The sequence below is a fragment of the Salisaeta longa DSM 21114 genome (genome assembly GCF_000419585.1).
Taxonomy (GTDB): Bacteria; Bacteroidota; Rhodothermia; order Rhodothermales; family Salinibacteraceae; genus Salisaeta; species Salisaeta longa.
Genome location: NZ_ATTH01000001.1, coordinates 200,653 through 223,571 on the forward strand (window position 1 = coordinate 200,653; position 22,919 = coordinate 223,571).

The following is a 22,919-nucleotide window of genomic DNA, read 5'->3' on the forward strand; positions in this document are numbered from 1 at the left end:
CACATGCTGCTTTCCCTGATCTGGCCCTGCAGGCTTTTTGAAAACACCAAGCGGTGAATATATTCCGTCTCGGTGCCAGTTTGCACAATGTGCCTGCGTGGCCAACGAAGTAAGGTCAAAGCTTACCCCAGTACCCGACAAAAGTCTTGCCACACCGTGCACCAAAAGATGAGACCCCGCAACAGAGTTGTCACGGCCGCGGGGCAAGCAGCAGGGCGAGGCCAAAGAGAAGCGCCAAGACCCCCACGATGGCCGCGCCGCTGGGGAGGTCGGCGGCATAGGCGGCGAGCAAGCCGGCGACCGTGCCGCCAGCACCGATGAGCATGCCGCCCACCGTCATGCCATAAAACGACGTGCTCCACAGCCGGGCCGTGGCCGCGGGGATGACAAGAACGGCGGCCGCCAGCACGATGCCCACAAGTTTTGCGAGCGCCACGGTGGTAACGGCCAGCGCCACATAAAGCATCGCATCGTCGCGCGCTACCGGCAACCCATCGGCCGCCGCAAGGTCGCGGTCGAACGTCGCGTAGGCCCAGCGGCCCCAGAGGAGCACAGAGCCCACGCCAAGCGCAGCCACTCCGCCGATAATCCACAGGTCGGTGCGCTGAATGCCAAGAATGGACCCAAAGAGGTAGGCAAACGCATCGGACGTGGCGGCGGGACGCAGCGACAAAAAGAAAATGCCAAGCGCCATGCTCACGGCGAACAGGACGCCGATGGCCGTGTCTGCACTGAGCCGCTCGGTGCGCTCGATGCCGAACATGAGCAGCGCAATGCCAACGGCAAAAGGCACGGCGACGCCCAGCGGATGCAGGCCCAGCCACAGGCCCAGGGCAACGCCCCCAAACGCAGCGTGCGAGAGCCCGACGCCCAAAAAGCTCATGCGGCGTTGTACGACGAGCGCGCCGTAGTAGCCAGCGAGCGCCCCCAGCACGAGGCCCGCGAGCAGTGCGCGTTGCATAAAGGACGAAGCAAGGACATCCATCATGTCGGGGAGGCGCCCAAGTGCATCGCGTGCGAGTGCCCCACGTGCCCAAAGGCGCGGCGCAGGCAGGCCTCGCTTAGGGCCGTGGCCGGCGGACCGTATTGGATTTGCTCCTGGTCGAGGAGCAGCACGTGGCTGGCGTGATGATACGCCGCATTCCAGTCGTGCGTAACCATTAAGATGGTGGCGTTTTGGGTGTGCCGATACGCCTCCAGGACGTCGTACAAGCCAGCGGCGCCGGTCGCGTCGACCCCGGTGGTCGGCTCATCGAGCAGCAGAAGATCGGGGGTGTGCACCAGGGCCCGCGCGATGTACACGCGCTGTAGCTCGCCGCCCGAGAGTTCGGTGAGCGGGCGGTCGGCAAGGGCTGTGGCGTCTGCGCGCTTCAGGGCCGTCGTTACGCGCTGTTCGGCGTCCGGCGTTCGAAGCCATCCGCCCATCGGCCAACGCCGCTGTGCTGCAGCGTACAACAGATCGGCGGCCCGCGTTGGAAACGTACGATCCAGCGTCTTGGCCTGTGGCACATAGCCAATGCGGCGCACCGGGCGCTGCGCCGGCGCGTGCCCCCATAGGTGCACGGTGCCCGTCGCCGCAGGAAGCAGGTCGAGCAAAACCTTCAGAATCGTCGTTTTGCCTGCTCCGTTCGGTCCTACGAGCGCCACAAAGTCGCCAGCATGCGCCGTAAAATGCACATTCCGCACCACCAACTGATGCCCCCGCCGCACCGACAAGTCGGCAATACGAACAGGCGGCGGCGAAGCATCAGGCATGGACGATTTCGAGCGCAATGAAAAGCAGGCAGCGGGCCAACGGGCGGTGCGGGCGTAACGGACGTGTACTGCGCGCATTCTTCGTGGCACCTCACGCCCGTTGGCTCGTGTGAAAGTCCCGATGGCTCGTCATCGTTCCATTCATTGATGCTCCGGTTTCATGATTAAAACGCTGTTCGTCATTCTCCACATTATCACAGCCGCAGCGTGGTTCGGGCTAGGGCTGCGCCTGAGCAGCCGCGTGCGGGACGTGCTGAACCAGTCGGGGCAAGCGGCCAAAGCGCTTGCTGAAGATACCGGTCAGACGGTGCGCTTCATGACGCTTTTTGCCGTACTCACACTGGTCTTTTCCTATGCGGCCTTCTTTTGGGCAGGCGGCTTCACCAATCCGGCGTATGGGCCGCAGTATCATGCTGCCACATCGCTGATTGTGGTGCTGGTGCTGGTGCAGTGGTTCGCCATTCGTGGCGGGTGGCAAACGATTCAAGCAGCGGTTACGACCGGAGCCGAAGGCTCACTCGACGGTGCGCGCAAACGCGTCGTCATTGGGACGGGCGTAGGGCACCTGCTGTGGCTCGTGCTCTTGGTTCTGATGTTCTGGACGCCGCTCATGGCATAACCGGCACAGCGCGCACTGCACGAAACGATGCAACGAAAAAAGCCCGAAGCCTCAGTGTGGGCCTCGGGCTTTTCTGTGGATACGGGGTGCGCGCAAGACGCCGCGTTAGACGGACACATCAACCGATGCCGTCGAGCGAACAGCGCCTTGCTCGTAGGCTTCCGTTTTGCGGTCGGGCAGGAAGAAGCGCTTGGCCGGCGCATCCTGCAGCAGCTCTTTGTCGAGGGAAGCCATGAGGATGATGGCTTCGCCCTGCGGGGCCTTGGCCACGACCCGGCCCAGCGGGTCGGCCACCACCGAGCCGCCGTCAAAGAACAGGCGGTCTTCGCGGCCCAACCGGTTGGCGCCGGCAACAAAATATCCCTGCTGGAATGCGGCCGTTTTTACTTCGGCTGCGGGTACGCCGCGGGCCCACCGCTTGCCCGCGCGCGACTGCGGTACGGCCACGATTTCGGCCCCATGTTCGGCAAGCCCCCGCATGTATTCCGGAAAGTGGAAGTCGTACGACGTTGCAAGCCCGACCGTGCCCACCGACGTTTCAAACACGGGCGTGCCGCTGTCGCCGGGCGCGTAGTAATCGCGGGCGTAGGCATCGCTGTACTGGGGCACGTGCATCATCCGCGAGGCGCCGACCAACGAGCCGTCGTGGTCTACGATGAACGAGGTGCAGTAGCCCGTATCGCCGGCCCGCTCAAAAACATTCGCTACAATGGCAACATCGTACTCCTCGGCTGCCTCCTGCATCGACTCGGTCGTGGGGCCGGGTACGGTCTCGGCTAGGTCGAGCACGTCCACGAGGTCTTCGCGGTCCACGGGATCGATCTGTGGAAGATAGGGCGTGAAGGACAACTCCGGGAAGATGACAAGGCGGGCGCCGGCCTCGGCCGCATCTTTAATGGCGCGCAGGCTCTGTTGCGACGTCTCCATTGAGCTTTCTGAAACGTACTGCTGTACCAGTGCAATGTCCATGGGGTATGTGTAGGTGGTGAGGTAAACGATGAAGGAATGCGCGTCGTTAGGGGGCCACGCGATGCGGAACGACAAACGCGTTGGGGAACGCCGACTGTGCGGTTTGGAGGGCGGCGCGTGCCCGCTGCTCCGTGATGAACGGCCCGAGGCGCACGCGATAAAAGGGAGGCTTCCACACAATCCGCACGGGCGGGTCATCGTAGGAGGCAAGGGCTTCGGGGCGCGGGCGCAGGGTGCGCCACCACGCAAAGGTAGCAGCCACCACAGAGTCGGCCCGCGCTTTGGCATCGACCTGATCGAGCTGCACCAGGTACACCCGCTCCACGGGGCGTCCCGGGCGTTCGGCCGGCGGCGCGGGGGCACCGGCCGACGGCGCCGTATTGCGCGGGGTTGCGCACCCGGCAAGAAGCAGGGCGAGCCCGCCGGCAACAAAAACACGAGACAGCGTCATGGATGAAGGCCTTCGTTAGGTGAAGCAGGTCGGCGCAGCACGATCCCATACGGGATGGCACACGCGTGTTCAATATAGGAACAGAGCGAACCCGAACGCAACGTTTGCTTAATCGCCGCTGCGCTGAACGGCAAGATGCACGGTAGCGGCGCGGCCCGCAAGGAAGCCGCCCTCGTCTAGCGGCCCGTCGATGGGTTCGCATTGCACCACCCGGTCGGCAGCAAAGGCCGCGCGCAGCTCGGCGGGCGGCACCATCCGATCGGGGCGGGTAGGCCCGACCCGGTCGAAGGATCCTTCAAGGTGTGCCGGCCGAAACCAAGCGCCCAGCATCCACCCGCCGGGGCGCACACTGTTGCGTAGCGCAGCGTACAGCGCCGGGCGCTCGTGCGGAAGCAATTGCACGAAGGTGGCAAGGGCGACGTCCCAGCGCCGCGGCGGCGACCACGTGCGCAGGTCGGCGTGTATCGTTTCGAGCGCGGTATCAGCTGCCGCGGCAGCCGCGGCGGCACGATCGAGCGCGGCCCGCGAGAAATCGACCGCCGTGCAGGTGCATTCCTTCGCGTGGGCCAGGGCAACCAGCGAGCGCGCGTCGCCCGCGCCAAGGCCCACGACGGCGCTGCCGGGCGCGATGCGGTGGGCCTGCTGCCGCACGATAGCCGCGGGCTGCGTGCCAAACGGTGCGGCCTGCGCACGATACCGTGCATCCCAGAAATCGGGTGTACTGCTTGGGCGGTCAGGCATGGGGCGCGGCATCGGTCGGGGACGCATCACGGTCGGCCAGGGCCTCCGCGCGGCCAATCAGGTCCTCGATGGCCGTGAGGCCCCGCTGCCAGAAGTCGACAGCGGTAAGGTCGACGCCCAGCGGCGCCATCAGCCGGTGGGGCCAGTCGGAGCCGCCGGCCCGCAGCACGTCCAGGTACCGGTCGGCAAAGGCATCGCCGGCGTGCCGGTAGCGTTCGTACAGCGCCAGCACGAGCAGCTCGCCAAACGCGTAGGCGTACACGTAGCCGGGGGTGTGAATGAAGTGCGGGATGTAGCTCCACCAGTGCCGGTAATCATCCGTTAGGGTTACGGCGCCGTCAAACATGGCCGTTTGCGTTTCCAGCCAGGCCGCATCGAGCGCGTCGGTCGACAGCTCGCCCTCGGTGCGCCGCGCGGTGTGTATGCGGGCCTCGAAGCGGTTCATGGCCACTTGCCGGAAGACCGTGGCCAGCGTGTCGTCGATCTTGCTCACGAGCAGGGCCAGCCGGTTGCCGGGATCTTCTTCCTGGGCCAGCAGGCGCTGAAAGACGAGCATTTCGCCAAACACGGAGGCCGTTTCGGCGGTGGTGAGCGGCGTGCCGTGGTGAAAGATCGTTTGCTCGCGCGAGAGGAATTGATGCACGCCGTGCCCCAGCTCGTGCGCCAGCGTCTGTACGTCGCGCGGGCGGCCGGTATAGTTCATCAGCACGTACGGATGCGCACTCGGCACCGTGCCATGGCTAAAGGCCCCGCTCCGCTTCCCTTCGCCCACGGCGGCATCGATCCAGTCTTCGGCAAAGAAGCGGCGGGCCACATCGGCCATGTCGGGGTGAAAGTCGGCGTAGGCGCGCAGCACCACGTCTTGCGCATCGGACCAGTCGTAGCGCGTGTCGGCCGCGGCCACCGGGGCGTAGCGGTCGTAGTCGTAGAGCGTGTCGAGGTCGAGCAGGCGGCGCTTGAGGCGGTAGAATCGCCCCACGAGGTCGTAGCGCTCGGTAACCGCCGTAATGAGCGCATCGACCGTGGCATCGTCCACCTCGTTGGCTTCGTTGCGGCTTTGCATCCAGTGGTCGTATCCGCGCAACCGATCGGTGGCCGCTTTGTCTGCAAGCACCGTGTTAAAGACGAACGTAAAGGTGCGCAGCTCCTCGGTAAGGCCCTCGGTAAACGCCGCAGCAGCGCGGCGGCGCACGTCCCGATCGGCGGTGTAGAGCTTCGAGAGGATCTCCTGCTGCGTGAGCGTTTCCCCGTCCATCGAAAAGCGCAGCGCGCCAACGGTCTCATCGAAGAAGCGCGCCCAGGCGCTGCGGCCCGTCACCTGCATCTCCGACAGAATCTTTTCCTCGGGCTCGCTCAGGATGTGGGCCTTGTGGGCTTGCTCCAGCGCCAGGTAGTGCCGGTAGGGCGCCAGGGCGTCATGCTGCAGGCGCTCGTGGGCTACGGCCTCGTCAATCGCGGCCCACTCCACGTTCACAAACAGCAGTTGCTTGTGGATTTGGGTGTAGCGCTCGCGCGTCTTTTGGAGGAGCGCGCCGCGGGCGGGGTCGTTGGTGTCGGTCGACCAGTGCAGGTAGGCATAGGCGTACGCACGGCCGATGCGATCTTGCAGGTCGGCCACCGTCGCCAGCGCTTCGGCGAGGGCGGGCGCATCGAGGGCGGCGATTTGTCCGTGGTAGCGCTCGGCAAACGCCGCCGCCTCTTCGGCCAGCGTGGCCAGCGTATCGTCGAGCGTATCCGGCGAAGCGTGCAGGTCGGAGAGGTCCCAGCGAACGTGCTCGGCCCCCGTGGCGGTCTGTTCCATAGGGCAAAAGGAAAAGATGAAAGGGTGCGTCGTGCTGCTGAACCCCGCCGGCCTGCTTTTGTTGTCGCGGCGCCCGCGTGCTGTGAAGCGGCCCTGGCGCGTACTACGAGTGCGCTACGAGAGGACGCGGTAGTTGCGCACGCTCCACAGCACCTGCTGCACCACCACGCGCACGGTAGTGGCCAGCGGAATGGCAACGAGCATGCCCACGATGCCGGCGAGCTGCGCCCCGATGAGCACGACAAACAAAATGACCAGCGGGTGCGCCTGCGCGGCCCGCGAGAAGATGATGGGCTGCAGCAGCACGTTGTCCGCCAGTTGCGTAAGCAGCATGGCCACGGCCACGCCCGGCACCAACGCAAAGTTGCCGGTTTGGGCAATGCCCACAATGGTGCCGCCCACAAAGCCCATGAACGGCCCAAAGTACGGGATGGTGTTGGCCAATCCCGTAAAGATGCCAATGGCCACCGGGTTTTGCAGACCAATGATAGCGAGGAACGAAGATGCCAGGATGGCGATGAGCGTGGCTTGCAGGAACAGCGCGCGGAAGTAGCGCCCAATGTTCTCCTCCACCTTGTCCAAAATCGCCAGGGTGATCTCAAAGTAACGATTCGGAATCATGCCCAGCATGTACTGCCGGATTTGTGCGCCGTCCTTCAGCAAAAAGAAGGTGATGAAGGGAATGATGATAGCGGCGTACACAATGTTGGTGAGGAGCGCCACCACCGAACTCACCGTCTGCGCCACCTGATTGCCCTCGATGAGGTCGCCCTGCACGAGGTTGGAAAGCGCCTGGCGCACATTGCGCACCACCACCCCATCCTCCAGGTGGATTGGCGAGACACGCTGGAGCCAGTTCTCGGTGTATGCCGCGGCATTGGCAATGGCATCGATGGAGATGAGCTGCGACAGCTCGCGGACCTGTCCGGCCACAAATGGAATGAGTGAGTTGGCCAGGATGGCGATGACACCGCCAATGGCAACAAACGACAGCAAGATGGCCGGTGTGCGGCGGAGGCCCAGCGCTTGAATCCGGTCGACCACCGGGCGCAGCAAGTAAGCAATGATGCCGCCTACCACCAAATAGGTTACGAGGGCGGCAAAATACCAGAGGAGCCAGCCCGCGGCCGCCAGCACACCGATCGCCAGCGCCCAGCGAAGCACACGCTCAATGGTGAATCCGTCCCCCGACCCCTTCGGCGCGCGCGGATGTTGTGGGGCAGGCTGCTGCCCACGCGGCGATACGGCGCGGTGCTGCGGCGGCGGTACGGTACGAGGCAGCGGTTCATCGGGCATGGCACCAGCGAATGCAAGAGATGAGCGCGGATAAGAACAGCCGTCCCAGCGGCTACCGAAAGTAACAGGAGCGCACAACCAAAATGCAACCGGCGGGCCGCATGATCCAAACGATCACAGCGGATCTTCGCTCGGGCGTTTGGGCTGTGGGCTGCGTAGCGGACGGGCGGTGCATCAAAAAACGCCCCGATCAGCCGTTACGGCCGGTCGGGGCGTAGCGTGCGTCCCGGAGCGGAAGCCGGGCGCCGTTTGCTTTGCAGCAGAATCTGCCGGTTAGGCATCCTGCTCCGGGTTCAGCGTCCGGTCGATGCGCTCCAGCGCGTCGCGCAGATGCATCTCGGTGGCATCGTCGCTTGTGCGGCGGAGGGCGCGCGCAATGTTGTCTTGCAGCGTATTCAGCTCGCTGCGCACCAGTGCGCGGAGGTCCGACTGCACCACGTTTACGGGCGTGTAGATGAGATAATCCTCGGCCCAGTCCGGCAGCTCCATCGGTTCGATGTCTTCCGTCATGAGGTAGTGCATGCGCTGCAGGTAGCCGCGCTGCAGGTTGCGGCGGAACGGCCCAATGGCTTCGCCGTCGTCAAGCTCGCTCCATACGCCATTGCGCAGGTCGGCAAACATGGCCTCGGCCGGGTAGGGCGCCACATCGGTTTCCACCGCCTCGGCTTCCAGCAAGCGCGCAATGCGCTGCGGATCGAGGATGAGGTTGAGCGCATCTACTTGCTCCTCGCGGATGCGGTTCATGGTACCGGTGGCTTCAAAGCGGCGCGTCACCTCAGCATTTACGAGCCAGGCGGGCGTCGCAAAGCCGTGGTCGATCAGGAACTGCATGGCGCGCTCCTGTTTCTCGCGGGCCACGGGTGTGTACACCGGTCCATCTTGGTTGTATGTTTTAAACGTCTCGTAGACGCCGCCCACGGTGCGCCCCACGTGGCCGAGGTAGCGGCCCCATTGGTTGACAACCGCGCCGTAGAGCTCTTCCAGCGTCTCGTAGTTCGCGCCGTCTTTGCGGGTCCACTCCACCAAGTTGGGCACGGTCCGCTTCAAGTTGGCCAGCCCCAGTTCGCTCGCGCGCACCGCGTCGTGGCCGATGTCTTCACGCTGCGACCGCGGATCGACCGGCGCAAGTGTTTGCCGTCCGTAGAAGTAGTACGGGTCGCCTGCGTGGCTGCGCACCCACTCGTCGAGGGTTTCGGTATCCGCTTCAGGCGATCCCTCGATGTCGGTGTAGCCCCACTTGATGGCCCACTTGTCGTAGATGCCAATCTTGGGCATAAAATTGGTCACGCCATCGCCGGGCTGTGCCACGTAGTTGAAGCGGGCATAGTCCATGATGGAAGGCGCCGTGCCGTGTGTCTTCATGTACGACGGCGAGCGGAGCGAGTCGACCGGGACGGCATAGCTAGAGCCCCAGTTGTGCGGCAGGCCGATGGTGTGGCCGACCTCGTGGGCCGCCACAAATGCAATGAGCTTGCCCATCACCTCGGTGTCGAACGTGCGCCCGCGGGCTTCGGCATTGGCCGCGGCTGTCTGGACGAAGTACCAGTTGCGCAGCAGGTTCATCACGTTATGGTACCAGCCGATGTCCGATTCCAGGATTTCGCCGGTCCGCGGGTCGTGCACGTGCGGACCGTAGGCGTTCTGGACGTCGGAGGCAAAGTAGCGGATGGTGGAGTAGCGGATGTCGTCGGGGTCGAAGGTCGAGTCGGCCTCCGAGGGCAGGCGGGCATCGATGGCGTTTTTGAAACCGGCGGCGCGGAAGGCTTCGTTCCACATCTCCACGCCGTCCACCAGGTACGGCCGCCATTTCTCGGGCGTGGCCGGGTCGATGTAGTACACAATCGGATCCTTGGGCTCCACCAGCTCGCCGCGGGCATAGGCCGCAGGGTCGCTCGGCTCAAGGCGCCAGCGGGTTATAAAGCACTCCTCTTTGGCTTTTTGGGCGTTGGCGCTGTAGTTGGTGCGCTCCACCTCAAAATACCCCACGCGCTTGTCGCACAGGCGCGGCTGCATCGGGTCGCTCGGCAGCTGCACGAGCGAGTGGTTCATGGCCACCGTAAGGCTGTTGGTCGACTCGTTCGAGGGTGGGTTCTGCGCCGTGTAGGTAAGGACGTTTTCGATGTCGAGATTTTTGGGAAAGCTCTCCACATCGTCAATGTACGTCCGGTCGCCATCCAGGCGGCGCACGCGGTATTGCTCGCGGGCCCCCTGCGGAATGCCGAGCGACGGCACATCCTTCGTGAACAGGTCGGTCGTCTCAACAACCACGGCGGTGGAGTCGTCGTTGAGCGCTTCAATGTCGAAGGCCGCGATGATCGGCTCCACGTTGGAGTTTTGCACCGCGCGGTACACCGGATCTTCCGGGTTGGCCACGTTCTGGTAGCTCACCACGCGCAATAGCACCTTCTCGGGACGGCGCTCCATCCGAAGCACCTGCGTGTTGGCCTTCTCGCCGCCGTAGCCGAAGTTGGTGGCGGTTTTGGCGATCCGCGACACCATCAACAGCTCGTCGCCGAACAGCTCATTCGGAATTTCGAAGTAGAGCTTGTCGCCGACGCGGTGCGTGGTGATGAGCCCTTCATCGGTTGTGGCTTCGTCGGTAATGACCTCGCTGTAGGCTTTGAGGTCGTCGTCGGTGTCGTCGCTCGACTGCTGCGATGATGTGCTTTGTGTGCTGGTGGACGTTGTGGCTTGTGAGCTGGAGCAGCCGGTGAGCACGCCAAGTGCGAGCACCAGCAGCAGGCCCAGCCGCGCCGTGTATCGATACCTCATGCGGTCGGAGAGTCCCTGTGATGGAAAAGACAAATACCGATACGTATGAAGATTGAGGGAGCGCAGAAGTTCGCGCGGTTCATCACGAGGAGATGCGTTCCACAACAACGAGGCGGGGCGGCGCGTGGCGCTGGTTCACGAACCGGTAATCCAAGACCTCGAAGGCGTCGGGCGGAAGGGCCGCGGCCCACGATTGCACGGCAGCCGCTTCGTCGGGGCCGCCGGCGTGCCCGGTGTAGCACACCACGCTGATGCGTCCGCCAATGCGCAGGTGTGCGGCCGCGGCCTGGAGCGCCGCCACGGTGGTGGCGGGCCGCGTGATGATGGCATGGTCGTGCCGCGGCAGGTAGCCCAGGTTAAAGGCTACGGCGCACAGGGCATGGTGGGCGTCGGCGGGGAGGTGCGCGGCCATGTGCTCGTGCCCCACATGGTGCAGGGTCACGCGGTCGGCCAGCTGCCGGTTGGCCAGGCGGCGCGTGGTGGCTTCGAGTGCGGCCTTTTGCACATCAAACCCAATGACGTGGCCGTTGGGGCCCAGGGTTTCGGCCAGGAAGGCGGTGTCGTGGCCGTTGCCCACGGTGGCATCCACGCCCCACCGGTTGTCGGGTGGCGCGGCCGCCGCGGCTTCGTGCAGCAGGTGGTGGGCCTGATCCAGAATGGAACGAAAGGGCATGACGCGGGCCGTGGGGTGGGTTGAGGGCATGGAACGAGGAGCCACAGGCGGCCGGACCTCAAGCGCGCGCCGGGCCGAGGGTGCGCGCCGCAAGCCAGCGGTTCAGCGCCACCACCAACACCAGCGCAAGGCCCCATTGCACCAAGCAGGTGGCAATGCTGTAGGGCTCCAGCGGGTTGTACCACTGATCGGTGTACACGGCCGCGGCCTGATACAGCCACCAGCTCAGGAGCACCACGGCTTGCAGGGGCACCGCGCCGCCGACCAGGCGCTGCCAGAGCAGCCCCGGATCGATGTCGCCGGGGACCTGCGCAATGGCTTCGGTGCGGAAGCGCGCGGCGCCATAGCGAATAACCGCAAACGCCACAAACGCGCCCGAAATGATGAGCGCCACGCCCCACACGAAGTCCTGGTTTGCCAGCACCGTGGTGCTCAGGGCAGAAGGCAAGCCCAGCACGAAGCCCGCGCCCCCCACAGCGGCAATTGCTTTCGAGCGATTCAGTCCGGCATCGACGGCGGTGCGCGTGGCCAGCTCAATCATGGAGATGAGCGAGCTGAAGGCCGCAAACGAGAGGCCCAAGAAAAAGAGCATTGCAAACAGGCGGCCCAGCGGCATCGCCTGAAAGAGTTGTGGCATCCAGATAAAAGTGAGCCCCGTGCCGGCCGGTCCGCTCTGCTGCATGACGGACAAAATCTCGGGCCGGCTCATCTGGCTGCCCAGCACAGCGAACACCGTCCCAAAGATGATCATCCCGGAGACCAGCGATACGATGTTGTTGCCGATGCCTGTGATGAGGCCGTTTTTCACGACGCCGTGCCGGCTTTGCATGTAGGCGCCGTACGTGAGGATGAGGCCCCAGCCTGCGCCGGTGTCCCACGCGTTTTGGGTGAGGGCCTCCAGCCACACCTCGGGGCGCGCGAGTGTTGACCAATCCGGGGTGAACAGGAACGCGAGGCCTTCCCACGCCCCGTCGAGCGTGAGCGTGCGGCCCAGCGCCGCCAGCAAGATGACGAACAGGGTGGGGATGAGCACTTTGTTCACGCGCTCAATCGAGGAAACGCCTTTCCACACGGCCCAGGCGCCGCCGAGCATGGCCAGGGCATGGAATAGGACCGGCGTGCCGCCGCTCTGAAATTGATCCCACACGCCTTGCGCGGCCGTCGTGGATAGCGGCAGCCGGTTGGTGACGGCTTCCACAAAGTAAAAGAGGGCCCACCCGCACACCACCGCGTAGTAGAACATGATGGCGGTAGCCACGAGTCCAACAAACGCGCCCATCCAGGCCCAGCGCCGCCCGGCCACCTTCGCAAACGTGCCCACGATGCCCATCCGGCCCTTGCGGCCCAGCGCGTATTCGGCAATGATGAGCGGGATGCTCCACACCAGCAGGAAAACCAGCCACGCCACCAAGAAGGCTCCCGCGCCGCCCTCGCCGGCGTTGGTCGCCGCAATGCGCGGGAAGCGCCAGATGTTGCCCGTACCTACGGCAATGCCCAGCACGCTAAGGAGCAGTCCGAGGCGCGAGGAAAAACGCTGGTCGTTGGAAGAAGCAGCCATACGTGGAGAAATCTGACCGAAAGGCAAACGCACCTTGTAGAGTAACGGCGCGGAGGCATGGGTTGCAAATCGGTCGCGTTTTTCGGTGAACGCGCCGCGGCCCGCGCCGTACACCCGCCGCGCACGTATTGATCGAACCCTTGTAGGCTATGTTTACCGGAATTATCGAGGAGGTGGGGCGCATCCACGCGGTGCAAGCGCGTGATGGCGGCCGCCGCTTGACCATCGCAGCGTCGTTTGCCGATGCGCTCTCCGTTGACGAAAGCGTGTCGATTAACGGGGCCTGCCAGACGGTGGTGCGCGCCGATGCCGACACGTTTGACGTGGTGAGCATCGAGGAGACGCTCCGAAAAACAACGTTTGGTGCGCTGGAAGCGGGCGACGCGGTGAACCTCGAGCGCGCGCTGCAGCCGGGCGACCGCCTCGACGGCCACTTTGTACAGGGCCATGTAGACGGCACCGGCACCGTGGTGGACGTGACGCGCGAGGGCACCGACTGGCTTTACACCGTGGAGTATCCGGCCGATAAGGCCGCCTATCTCATCCCGGTGGGCTCGGTAGCGCTCGATGGCATCAGCCTAACCGTGGCCCGTCTTACGAACGAAACCCTCACGGTGGCCATCATCCCGCATACCTACGCGCACACGACCGTCGCGGAGTGGGCGGCGGGCACGCCGGTCAACATCGAGTTCGACATGGTGGGCAAGTACGTGGTACGCGCCCTGCAAACCGACCGCGACCGCCCCGACGCCACCGCGCTTGCGCAGCAGTGGCTCGACGCGTCGGCTTAAGCCGCGCGGCCAAGGTGCGTTTTGAGTACGGGCCAGGCGCGCTTGAGCATCGCCCGGTCGACGTCACGGTGCAGGGTAATGCGCAGCGTCTCGGGGCCAAACGGCGTGATGTGCACGTCGTCGGCCGCCGTCTGCTCGGCCAGGGCCGCTGCATCACGCCCCGGCACGTCGCAGATGATGATGTTCGTCTCTACGGTGGCGGGGTCAAGCGCTACGCCCGGCAGATCGGCCAGGCGTTCGGCCAGCCAGCGGGCGTTGGCATGATCGGTGGCAAGCTGCTCGTACTGATGCTCCAGCGCGTAGAGGCCGGCGGCGGCCAGAATGCCCGATTGCCGCATGCCGCCGCCGAGTTGTTTGCGTACGCGACGGGCGCGCGCCATCCGGTCGGCGCTGCCGGCCAGCACCGAGCCCACCGGCGCGCCGAGGCCCTTTGAGAGGGCGACCCACACCGTATCGAACGGCGCAGCAAACGCGTGCTCGGGCGTGCCCGTCGCCACGCTCGCGTTCCACAAGCGGGCCCCGTCGAGGTGCAGGCGCAGGTCATGCGCGCGGGCAGCGTTGGCAATGCGCTGGATACGGTCGACCGTGTAGATGCGCCCGCCGGCCTTGTTGGCCGTGTTTTCGAGGCACACAAGCCGCGTGACGGGAAAGACGGCGCCCGTGGGGCGAAGGGCGGCCGTCACGTCGTCGGCGCTCAGGCGGCCACCGGCGCCGGGTACGGGCCGCAGCTGCACGCCAGAGAGCAGCGCGGGTGCCCCCGATTCGTAGTTGAAGATGTGCGAGCCCTGCTCTACAATCACTTCGTCGCCGGGTCGTGTGAGCACGTGCAGCGCAATCTGGTTGGCCATCACGCCCGAGGGCACAAACAGTGCAGCTTCCTTGCCGAGGCGCTCTGCAACCACGGCCTCCAACCGGTTGACGGTGGGGTCTTCGCCGTACACATCGTCGCCCACGGTGGCGGTGGCCATGGCACGGCGCATCCCTTCAGAAGGGCGGGTGACGGTGTCGCTGCGGAGGTCGATCATGGATTACAGGTGGGGCGAAATTCGTTGGAGCGTGTGCATGCGTTGCAAAATGATGCGCGTGTACCAGTCCATGCGGTAGGGCCGCCGCTCGCGCGGGTTCGGGAGGATGGCCGCAAGCGCCGCGGCCTGGTAGCGCGTGAGGCGCGCGGCGGGCTGGTTGTAATGGAAGCGCGCCGCCGCTTCGGCGCCAAAGATGCCTTCCGGCCCCCATTCCACCACGTTGAGGTAGAGCGTGAGGATGCGCTCTTTCGACAGCACCAGCTCGGCCATATACACCAGCGGCACCTCCAGGCCCTTGCGCAGCCACGTGCTGTGCGTGGTCAGGAATAGGTTTTTGACGAGCTGCTGCGAGATGGTGGAGGCGCCGCGGGGGTCATCGCGGCGCGCGTTGTCTTCAAGGGCCTCCTCCACCGCGGCCCAGTCGATGCCCGCGTGCTGAAAGAAGCGCGTATCTTCGGCTGCCACCACGGCTAGGGGCAGGTCGTCGTCGATGGCCGCGCGGGGAACGGGCGCATACCGCTTCGTGAACGCGCGGCCGTCGGCCCAGGCCGCCACGCGGCGCTGCAGCTGCACGCCGGTGGTCAGTGGAAAGACGTACCGGTAGGTGGTAAGACACACGAGGCACATCCCAAAATAGAAAATGCCCGCCCCCAACACTGTGCGCCATGCCACGTGCCAGAGGCGGGCAGGCCAAGAACGGGCGGGTCGGGCAGACGGATCAGGCATGGCAAGAGGCCGTGTTAGGCTGTGTTTAAAAACACCTCGCGGACTGCGCCCGGTTGGAGAGCCGCTGCTGCTGCGTTGTTCTGCATCGCGGTAGGCCCGCTATCGCTGCTTCGAACGCCTTGCAGCTCCGGCTTCCCCCACGGGCTCGCGCTCACGTTGATTTTTCAAACACAGCCTAGCCAAGCGAGCGGTCGAGGCCCACAATCTCTAGTTTTACCTTGCCGGCCGGCACCTTAATCTCAACCACGTCGCCGACCTCTTTGCCCAACAGGCCCTTGCCAATGGGGCTTTCCACAGAAATCTTGCCTTGCGAGACGTCGGCCTCCTGTTCCGAGACCAGCGTGTACGTTTGCTCGGCATCGGTGGCCAAGTTCTTGACCGTCACATCCGAGAGGATGTAGGCTTTGGTGGTGTCGACTTCGTCTTCGTTCACCACGCGTGAGCGCGCGATGGTGTCTTCGAGCTTCGTGATGCGTGCTTCCAGCTTGCCCTGTTCTTCTTTGGCCGCGTCATACTCCGCATTTTCCGAGAGATCGCCCTTGGCACGGGCCTCGGCAATTTCATCGGCGATGCGGCTCCGCTCCTTGGTCTTTAAGAAATGCAGTTCGTCCTTCAGGTCTTGCAGGCCCTCGGCGGTCAAGTAGATGGTGCGTTGTTGATCAGCCATAAAGTGCGATAAGCGTGTGACACTACCAATGAGTGCGCCCTTACGAAAAAAGAACGCCACGGCCGGCGAAGCGGCAGCGGCGTACAGTACAGCAATGGGCGTCGTGCGGACCGTATGATTCGATTGAGAAGTGCAGAAGTTCCACTACCATCCGCTCCGCGATGCGGGTGTGGGCGTGGCGGATGACCGGCGTGTGGCTGCGCGGTTTGCAGTGGAGCGGACGATGCGCCGCGACATCCAGTAATGCTCTTGCCAGTACGGGTTGGAGAGCCGAGAGATGCGCACGCCGCTGCTTGAGGACGCGTGCACAAACTCCCCGTTGCTGATGTAGACGCCCACGTGACGGCTCTTGGCGCCTGTTTTGAAGAAGACGAGGTCGCCGGTTTGGAGCCGGTTTACGCGCTGCCCAACGGAGGCTTGCTGCTCGGTGGTGCGCGGCAGCTGCAGGCCGTACACGCGCTCGTACAACCGAAGGGTAAGCCCCGAGCAGTCGACGCCCCGCTTCGACTCGCCGCCCCAGCGATGCGGCACGCCCGCCCACTCAGCCGCGGCCCGTCGTAGGCTCCGCTCGGCGGTGGAGGCGCCCGCAGCAGACGAGGTATACGTCGCCGGCCGCGAGGATGAGCAGCCGGCAAGCAACAACATGGCGGCAATACCAATCAGCCAGGAGGCGTGCAAGGGGGAGCGCATGACGAGACGAGTCCTGTGGGCGAGCAAAAAAAGCGGGCACCGCATCGGGTCTATGGGTACAGTCGCAACATAACCGCGCGACGTTACGAAAATCAATGGCGTAGCGCGTTGGCCGGTAGCCTAAACGGTGCGGTGGGGCAGGCGGTACCGCGAGGGATACGGCAAAATGGGAATGATGGCGTTGTTTTGCAGGCGTTGCTTCAGGGCATTCCAGAAATCGGCCGTAAAGATATCGCCGTGGTGAGCGTCAAAGGCCGCCATGAGGGCATCGGAAAGGCCCATAGTGGCGCGAAACTCCTCGGGGAAGACATCCGCGGGGCCCACATAAAACCATGCGCCGGCCGCCATCTCCTCGGCGTGTGTGCGGGGCGCGGGCTTCGTGCGGAAGGTGTAGTCGGTGACGAAGCCGAGCTCGTCGTAGTCGTAAAAAACGACGCGCCCGTGCCGGGTCACGCCAAAATTTTTAAGCAGCAGGTCGCCCGGAAAGATATTGGTGCGCGCCAAGTCTTTGATGGCTTGTCCGTAGTCCAGCACAGCCGCGCGGGCGTCGGCGGGCGCTGCCGTGCGCAGGTACAGGTCGAGGGGCGTTACGCGGCGCTCGACGTAGCAGTGATCCAGAATTACCCGGCCGTCGCGGCAGTGCACCGTGCGCGCGGCCTCGTCGGTCAGGCGGTCGAGCAGCGCATCAGAAAACAGGCGGCGGCTAAGGCGCAGGTGCTCAAACTCTTGCGCGTCCACCAGGCGGCCGGCGCGGTCGTGCTTGTACACCACGTGGTAGCGCTCCATGACCGCTTGGCGGGTCGTCGACTTCGGGTAGTCGAATTGGTCTTTGATGACCTTGAACACCATGTTGTAGCTTGGCATGGTAAACACGGTCATCACCATGCCGGGCTGCCCCGGCGCCCGCTCGAAGGTGTCGGTGGCATGTGCAAAATGCCGCAGCAGGTCGCGGTACAGCTCCGTTTTGCCGTGCTTGTTGTAGCCGATGGAAATGTACAGCTCGGCCCGCCGCTTTTGGGGCAACAGCTCCGACAGAAACCGGATGAGCGCCCGCGGCTCGGCGGCCTCGACGCGAAAGTACGAGCGCGCGAAGCTGAACAGAATGCTCACGCGGTCTTCCGAAAGCAGCACCGCGTCAACGGTTACCCCGTGGGGGTCGTGGTGTAGCGCGATCACCAGCGGACGCGTAGCGTCATCGGTCGTGCGCAGGCGGCCCACGAGGTAGGCGCCAATGCCGCGGTAGAAGATGGCGCGGGCCAGCGTGATGCGGCGAAGGAGCGGTCCTGGGCCGTCGGCGGCGGGCAGGCGCTCACGCACGGCACGGACCAGGGCCTGTGCATCGCGGAGGCGATCCTCGTACGGCACGTCGTGCGCATACGCCTGCAAGATGCGGTCGAACAAGTCGACGTCACTCCCGCGGGAGGTAAACGTGCGCACGACGGCAGCGGCAGAAGCCTCGGGGGCAGCAGCTTGGGTCGTGGTCACAAACTCGATGGCCGGATCGACGCCCACGGTGTCAAAGATGCGGCGCGTAATGGAGTTGAAGAACGTTTCGGCCAGTTCGGCGTCGGGCCGGTCGGCGATGCGTGCGGCATACGCTTCGCGGAGGGAGGACCACCGGCGCCGGCAGGTCGCATCGGAGCCAAGCGCGCGGCGCACATCGGCCTCCACGGCCTGCACCACCTCGCGGTACAGCAGCAGCCGCGCGGTGGCGTCGTGGCGCCCGCCGTGCCAGTCGCGTTGCTCAAACCGATGCCGCGCCCGCTGCGTGATCACCCGAAACCGCGCCTGGTAGGCGGCAAACCCGTTGGCAATAAGATCGGCAGGTGAGGGCATGGCACAGAGCCAAAACGATAGACACAAGCGGGCCGCGTGCCGGGTCGGATCAGGCGCCGGCCCAGAACGCATCGGGGAAGTGGTTGATGGCCGGATCGTCGCCCTGCCGAAGCACCACCGTCACGACATCGAAGCGGGCAGGCGAGCCTTCCAGTTGGCGCTCGTACAGATACGCGCGGGCCGCGTGGGCAATGCGGGCTTGTTTTTCGTCTGTGACCGCCTCCTCCGGCGTACCAAAGGCAAGGCTGGAGCGCGTCTTGACCTCCACAAAGACGAGCTCGCCGCGTCCATCGCGCGCCGCGGGGTCGTAGCACACCGCATCCACCTCGCCGTGCTCAAACCGGTAGTTCCGATCCATCACGCGGTAGCCACGCGTGGTAAGAAAGTCCATGGCAAGGTCTTCGCCATGATCGCCAATTTCTTTCGTCGTGTCCATCGTGGGATGTTCGTTGGTTGATAAGGGCGCAAGTGCAACCAGCAAGCTTGCAAAAGTATCCGGCCCCGGCCGTATGCCGTTCATAGTACCACTTGTAACCAAAACATCACGCGAAACGTAAAGGCCATATCTCCACCGCACGGGTCGTAGGTCCGTTGCGCTCTTTTGTTTTATTCAATCGAACGATCTCAAACAATGCCACGATCCGTACGATCTTTTGCATGGGTAGTGCTTGTGGCTGCGTTCGTCGTTGCCGGATGCAGCTCCTCGGCCCAAGTGGCGCAAGCCCCGGCTGCCACGCAAGAAACCGATGCCACCGACTTCGAGAAAGCCGTTAAAGCGAGCACGCGCAGCGACGGCCTGTTTACGGTCTATCGCGACACCACCGATGGCTCGCTGCAACTGGCCATTGCCGAAGAGCAGCTCGACAAGGAGTACATCTACTTCAGCTTTACCAAGGAGGGCGTGCTCCCGGCCGGTCATTTCCGCGGACAGTACCGCGACAATGCCGTCTTTGCGATCAAGAAGTACCACAACAAAATTGCATTTGTTGAGCAAAACACGGGTTTCTACTTCAACCCCGAAAGCAACCTGAGCCGCGCATCGAGCGCGAACATCAGTCCATCGGTGCTTGCGGTGGAAAAGATCGTGGCCCGCGATACCACCAACGGCGTCTACCTCATTAAGGCCGACGACCTGTTTCTGTCGGAGGCGCTCCACCAGGTGAGCCCGCCGCGGCGCCCCGGCGCTTCGCCGTTTCAATTCAGGCTTGGCCGCCTGAGCAAGGAGAAATCGCGTGTGACGTCCATCGACAATTACCCCGAGAATACGGACGTCTCCGTGACGTACGTCTTCGAAAATCCGAGCCCCATCAACGGGGGCGGCAAGGCGGTAACCGACGCGCGCAATGTGAGCGTGACGATGCAGCACACGCTCCTCGCGATGCCCGCGAATGAATACGAGCCGCGCAGGGCCGATCCGCGCGTGGGCTACTTCACCGAAGCCGTAGACAACCTGACCTCGACGAGCGCGACGCCCTACCGCGACCTGATTCACCGGTGGCACCTCGTCAAGAAAAACCCCGACGCGGCGCTCTCGGAGCCCGTAGAACCGATCGTGTGGTGGATTGAAAACACAACGCCCGAGCGCATCCGGCCGATCATTAAAGACGCCGTGATGGCCTGGAACCAGGCGTTTGAGCAGGCGGGCTTCAAAAATGCCATTCAGGTAAAGGTGCAGCCCGACACGGCCACGTGGGAAGCCGGCGACATCCGGTACAACGTGCTGCGGTGGACGTCCTCCCCCAACCCGCCGTTTGGCGGCTACGGCCCCAGCTTCGTAAATCCGCGCACCGGCCAAATTCTGGGCGCCGATGTGATGCTGGAGTACGTTTTCCTCACCAACCGCTTGCAGTACAGCCGTCTGTTTGAGACGGCCGCGTTGCCGCTTCACATGCAGCCGGAGCGGGCCCTGCCGAACACGCTGCATTGCTCGTTGGGGCATCGCCTGCACCTGAACAACCTGTTTGGGCGTCAGGCCCTGCGCGCCACAGGCGCCGATCTTGAGGCCGTCAACGAGCTGACCGAGCAGTCCATCTACTACCTGCTGCTGCATGAAGTGGGCCACACGCTGGGCCTCAACCACAACATGAAGGCGAGCCAGATGCTGTCGCTGGCCGAGGTGCAGCAGCGCGACGTGGCGCAGCAGCGCGGCCTTACCGGCTCGGTGATGGACTACCCGGCGATCAATATCGCGGCCCCCGAGCAGACGCAAGGCATGTACTACACCACGCAGCCCGGCCCGTACGACGTGTGGGCGATTCAGTACGGCTACATGCCCGCGTCCGAAGACGAACTAAATGCGCTCTTGCAACGGTCAACCGAACCGGCCCTGGCGTTTGGCAACGACGCCGATGACATGCGGAGCCCCGGCAAGGCGATCGACCCGCGCGTCATGATTGGGGATATGTCGGGCGACGCGGTAGCCTACGCCGACCAGCAGATGGATCTCATTGAGACAACCATGAACGACCTGCTGGAAACCTACGATACGCCGGGCCAATCGTACGAGGCCCTGCGCGATGGGTACCTGGTGCTCACCGGCCAAATGGCCAGCGCCATGAGCGTCGTGTCGCGTTACATTGGCGGTGTGTACGTCGATCGGGCATTCATTGGGCAGCCAGGGGCCACGCAGCCCTATCGTCCGGTGCCGGCCGAGACGCAGCAGCAGGCGATGGATGTGCTGCGCGCCGAGCTGTTCGCGCCAGAGGCCTTCCAGGCGCCAGAAGCCGTGTATCAGCACTTGCAAGAGCAGCGGCGCGGATTTGAGTTCTTCGGCAACTCGGAAGATCCGAAGATTCATGCGCGCGCCCTGGCGATCCAGCAGGCGGTGCTGGCGCATCTGCTGCACCCCAACGTGCTGGAGCGGATTACCGACACGCAGCAGTACGGCAATGCGTATCCGCTGAGCACCTACATGGCCGATCTTACCGATGCGGTGTTTGCCGCAGACCTGCAGGGTCAGGTGAACACGTTTCGCCAGAACCTGCAGCTTGCCTACGTGAACGGTCTGGCGTTTGTGCTGAGCGAGAAAGGAGCCGAAGCGTACGACTACGTTGCGCAGTCGGCCGCGCTGCACACGCTGCGTGAGGTGGAGGCCATGCTGCAAAACAAGCAGGTGGACGACGTGAGCACGCAGGCGCACACCGAGCACGTGCTGCAGGTGATTGCCGCGGCAACGGCGACGGAGTAGCGGTCCGCCTTCAATCGTTTCGTTGACGCGTGCCCGTCGGGAATCGCCCCGGCGGGCACTTCGTGTTGGGGCCGTTACGACACCTCCGGGCGTTGCGCCCAGGCGAAGCCACGAAGCGGGCTACGCCTCGTTGAGGGCTGCCGAGCGCTCGGTGGCCGTCGCCACCGCGTTGATGAGCATGGTGCGCAGCCCGTGCGCCTCCAACGATGATACCGCCGCGATGGCGGTACCGCCAGGCGTGGTGACCTCATCGCGTAAGATGGCCGGATGCTTGCCGGTCTCTAGGACCATCTTGGCCGCTCCGTACACCGTCTGGGCCGCGAGGCGGCCCGCCTCGGTCCGCGGAATGCCTTGCTTTACGCCGGCATCGGTAAGCGCCTCAATGACCATGTACACGTAGGCCGGCCCGCTGCCCGAGAGGCCCGTCACCGCGTCCATAAGCGACTCCGGGACATCGACGGCCGTGCCCACCGAGGCAAACATGAGGCGAACCCGCGTCACGTCCTCATCGGAGGCGTACATCCCGCCGCTGAGGGCCGTCGCGCCTTCATCTACGAGCATGGGCGTGTTGGGCATAACGCGCACCACCGGCTGCTTGGTGCCAAACGCATCCTGTAGCCGGTCGGTGGTTACGCCTGCCAGCACGCTAACGACGAGCGCCGTGGGCGAGAGGGCGTCGTGTAGGTCGGCCACGACCGTGGCGCGGTACTGCGGCTTGATCGCGAGCACAACGATGGTGGCCTCGCGGGCCGCCGCGGTGTTGTCGGTGGTGGTGCGAAGCCCAGGGTATTCCTCCGCGAGGGTCGTCAGAGCGTCCTCGGAGCGACGGGTGGCCACCACCTGTGCCGGCGCAACTAGGCCGCTGCGTATCATGCCGCCAATCAGGGCCCGGCCAATGTTGCCCGCCCCGATGACGGCGATCGTTTCGTCAGAAAACATGAATAGACCGGTGAATGAAGAGAACGACTGCGACGACGTGCCGGGGCGTGCTCGTGCGCTTCCCACCCCGAAGGGCGTACAGCAGCCTTGCATACCTTGACCAGACACTTCCAGGCAGGCCCTCCAGCCAACCAGCCACGCGTGTCTCCCGATCCGCAAGCAGGCGCGATCACGAATGCGCCACACGGCACCATACGTATAGAAGCACCGTGTGAGCAGCACGGTAGCCTCTGCATACGCATTTTATATGTATCATCATGCAAAAAAAAGTAACGGATATCAAGTGTCCGTCGATTTGATGCCCTGACGACCACCACAGGCAGGTGGTATGCATAGACCGTGCAAGGGGAAGCGCCAATTCATCCACTCCGCAAAATAGTCGCTTGCGAAGCAGGAGCGCAATGGTTACCCTCGTATTCCGTT

Annotated in this window: 20 protein-coding genes; 3 read left to right on the plus strand and 17 right to left on the minus strand. The window is 64.2% G+C overall.

The features are described from left to right. Window positions 1-190: 190 nt before the first annotated feature. A complete protein-coding gene (locus SALLO_RS0100890) occupies window positions 191-988 on the minus strand; it encodes a metal ABC transporter permease (protein ID WP_022834452.1) in 798 nt (265 codons plus the stop codon). Further along, the gene (locus tag SALLO_RS0100895; RefSeq protein ID WP_022834453.1) at window positions 985-1,755 is read right to left on the minus strand and encodes a metal ABC transporter ATP-binding protein; all 771 of its coding nucleotides are present in this window, start codon (window positions 1,753-1,755) and stop codon (window positions 985-987) included. The genes SALLO_RS0100890 and SALLO_RS0100895 overlap by 4 nt, the downstream gene beginning before the upstream one ends. Window positions 1,756-1,915: 160 nt before the next feature. Between SALLO_RS0100895 and SALLO_RS0100900 the strand changes: the two genes are divergently transcribed. Then, on the plus strand, window positions 1,916-2,374 hold the full coding sequence (locus SALLO_RS0100900) for a hypothetical protein (RefSeq protein WP_022834454.1): 459 nt from the start codon (window positions 1,916-1,918) through the stop codon (window positions 2,372-2,374). Between the two features lie 105 nt (window positions 2,375-2,479). On the opposite strand, the gene SALLO_RS0100905 is transcribed toward SALLO_RS0100900, so the two are convergent. From SALLO_RS0100905 to SALLO_RS0100940, 8 genes are all read right to left on the minus strand, one after another. After that, complete coding sequence (locus SALLO_RS0100905; protein ID WP_022834455.1) at window positions 2,480-3,343, minus strand: carbon-nitrogen hydrolase family protein; 864 nt, start codon at window positions 3,341-3,343, stop codon at window positions 2,480-2,482. 46 nt (window positions 3,344-3,389) lie between these two features. Next, window positions 3,390-3,794 carry an SPOR domain-containing protein gene (locus SALLO_RS14340; RefSeq protein ID WP_028566754.1) on the minus strand — a complete coding sequence of 135 codons (405 nt, stop codon included), beginning with the start codon at window positions 3,792-3,794 and terminating at the stop codon, window positions 3,390-3,392. A gap of 108 nt (window positions 3,795-3,902) precedes the next feature. Next, window positions 3,903-4,535 carry a class I SAM-dependent methyltransferase gene (locus SALLO_RS0100915; protein WP_028566755.1) on the minus strand — a complete coding sequence of 211 codons (633 nt, stop codon included), beginning with the start codon at window positions 4,533-4,535 and terminating at the stop codon, window positions 3,903-3,905. Next, a complete protein-coding gene (locus tag SALLO_RS0100920; protein ID WP_022834457.1) occupies window positions 4,528-6,336 on the minus strand; it encodes a M3 family oligoendopeptidase in 1,809 nt (602 codons plus the stop codon). Before SALLO_RS0100920 ends, SALLO_RS0100915 begins: the two co-directional genes overlap by 8 nt. Window positions 6,337-6,450: 114 nt before the next feature. After that, window positions 6,451-7,632: an AI-2E family transporter gene (locus SALLO_RS0100925; RefSeq protein ID WP_022834458.1), complete on the minus strand. Its 1,182-nt coding sequence runs from the start codon at window positions 7,630-7,632 to the stop codon at window positions 6,451-6,453. Window positions 7,633-7,905: 273 nt separating this feature from the next. Continuing rightward, window positions 7,906-10,404, minus strand: a complete 2,499-nt coding sequence (locus SALLO_RS0100930; protein WP_022834459.1) for a zinc-dependent metalloprotease — start codon at window positions 10,402-10,404, stop codon at window positions 7,906-7,908. An 82-nt stretch (window positions 10,405-10,486) separates the two neighbouring features. Further along, complete coding sequence (locus SALLO_RS0100935; protein WP_022834460.1) at window positions 10,487-11,077, minus strand: tRNA (mnm(5)s(2)U34)-methyltransferase; 591 nt, start codon at window positions 11,075-11,077, stop codon at window positions 10,487-10,489. Between the two features lie 58 nt (window positions 11,078-11,135). Next, window positions 11,136-12,635, minus strand: coding sequence for a sodium-dependent transporter (locus SALLO_RS0100940; protein WP_022834461.1), 1,500 nt, complete (start codon window positions 12,633-12,635; stop codon window positions 11,136-11,138). 149 nt (window positions 12,636-12,784) lie between these two features. Between SALLO_RS0100940 and SALLO_RS0100945 the strand changes: the two genes are divergently transcribed. After that, window positions 12,785-13,426 carry a riboflavin synthase gene (locus SALLO_RS0100945; RefSeq protein WP_022834462.1) on the plus strand — a complete coding sequence of 214 codons (642 nt, stop codon included), beginning with the start codon at window positions 12,785-12,787 and terminating at the stop codon, window positions 13,424-13,426. Here SALLO_RS0100945 and SALLO_RS0100950 read toward each other — a convergent pair. The 6 genes from SALLO_RS0100950 to SALLO_RS0100975 all read right to left on the minus strand — a co-directional run bounded on the left by SALLO_RS0100950 (window position 13,423) and on the right by SALLO_RS0100975 (window position 18,806). Beyond that, a complete protein-coding gene (locus SALLO_RS0100950) occupies window positions 13,423-14,451 on the minus strand; it encodes a threonine aldolase family protein (protein ID WP_022834463.1) in 1,029 nt (342 codons plus the stop codon). The two genes, SALLO_RS0100945 and SALLO_RS0100950, sit on opposite strands and share 4 nt — an antisense overlap. 3 nt (window positions 14,452-14,454) lie before the next feature. Next, complete coding sequence (gene mtgA, locus SALLO_RS0100955; protein WP_084696085.1) at window positions 14,455-15,177, minus strand: monofunctional biosynthetic peptidoglycan transglycosylase; 723 nt, start codon at window positions 15,175-15,177, stop codon at window positions 14,455-14,457. Between the two features lie 175 nt (window positions 15,178-15,352). After that, window positions 15,353-15,844 (minus strand): transcription elongation factor GreA, encoded by a 492-nt coding sequence (gene greA, locus SALLO_RS0100960; protein ID WP_022834465.1) that lies wholly within the window; start codon window positions 15,842-15,844, stop codon window positions 15,353-15,355. A gap of 144 nt (window positions 15,845-15,988) precedes the next feature. Further along, entirely contained in the window at window positions 15,989-16,534 is a 546-nt protein-coding gene (locus SALLO_RS14345; RefSeq protein ID WP_051141237.1) for a C40 family peptidase, read from the minus strand. A gap of 120 nt (window positions 16,535-16,654) precedes the next feature. Continuing rightward, window positions 16,655-18,370, minus strand: a complete 1,716-nt coding sequence (aceK, locus tag SALLO_RS0100970; RefSeq protein WP_022834467.1) for a bifunctional isocitrate dehydrogenase kinase/phosphatase — start codon at window positions 18,368-18,370, stop codon at window positions 16,655-16,657. A 49-nt stretch (window positions 18,371-18,419) separates the two neighbouring features. Beyond that, entirely contained in the window at window positions 18,420-18,806 is a 387-nt protein-coding gene (locus tag SALLO_RS0100975) for a YraN family protein (RefSeq protein WP_022834468.1), read from the minus strand. Window positions 18,807-19,001: 195 nt separating this feature from the next. On the opposite strand from SALLO_RS0100975, the gene SALLO_RS0100980 reads away from it, so the two are divergent. Next, entirely contained in the window at window positions 19,002-21,557 is a 2,556-nt protein-coding gene (locus SALLO_RS0100980; RefSeq protein WP_022834469.1) for a zinc-dependent metalloprotease, read from the plus strand. Window positions 21,558-21,677: 120 nt separating this feature from the next. Here the strand turns inward: SALLO_RS0100980 and proC are convergent, their stop codons facing one another. Continuing rightward, complete coding sequence (gene proC / locus SALLO_RS0100985) at window positions 21,678-22,496, minus strand: pyrroline-5-carboxylate reductase (protein WP_022834470.1); 819 nt, start codon at window positions 22,494-22,496, stop codon at window positions 21,678-21,680. Window positions 22,497-22,919: the final 423 nt, after the last annotated feature.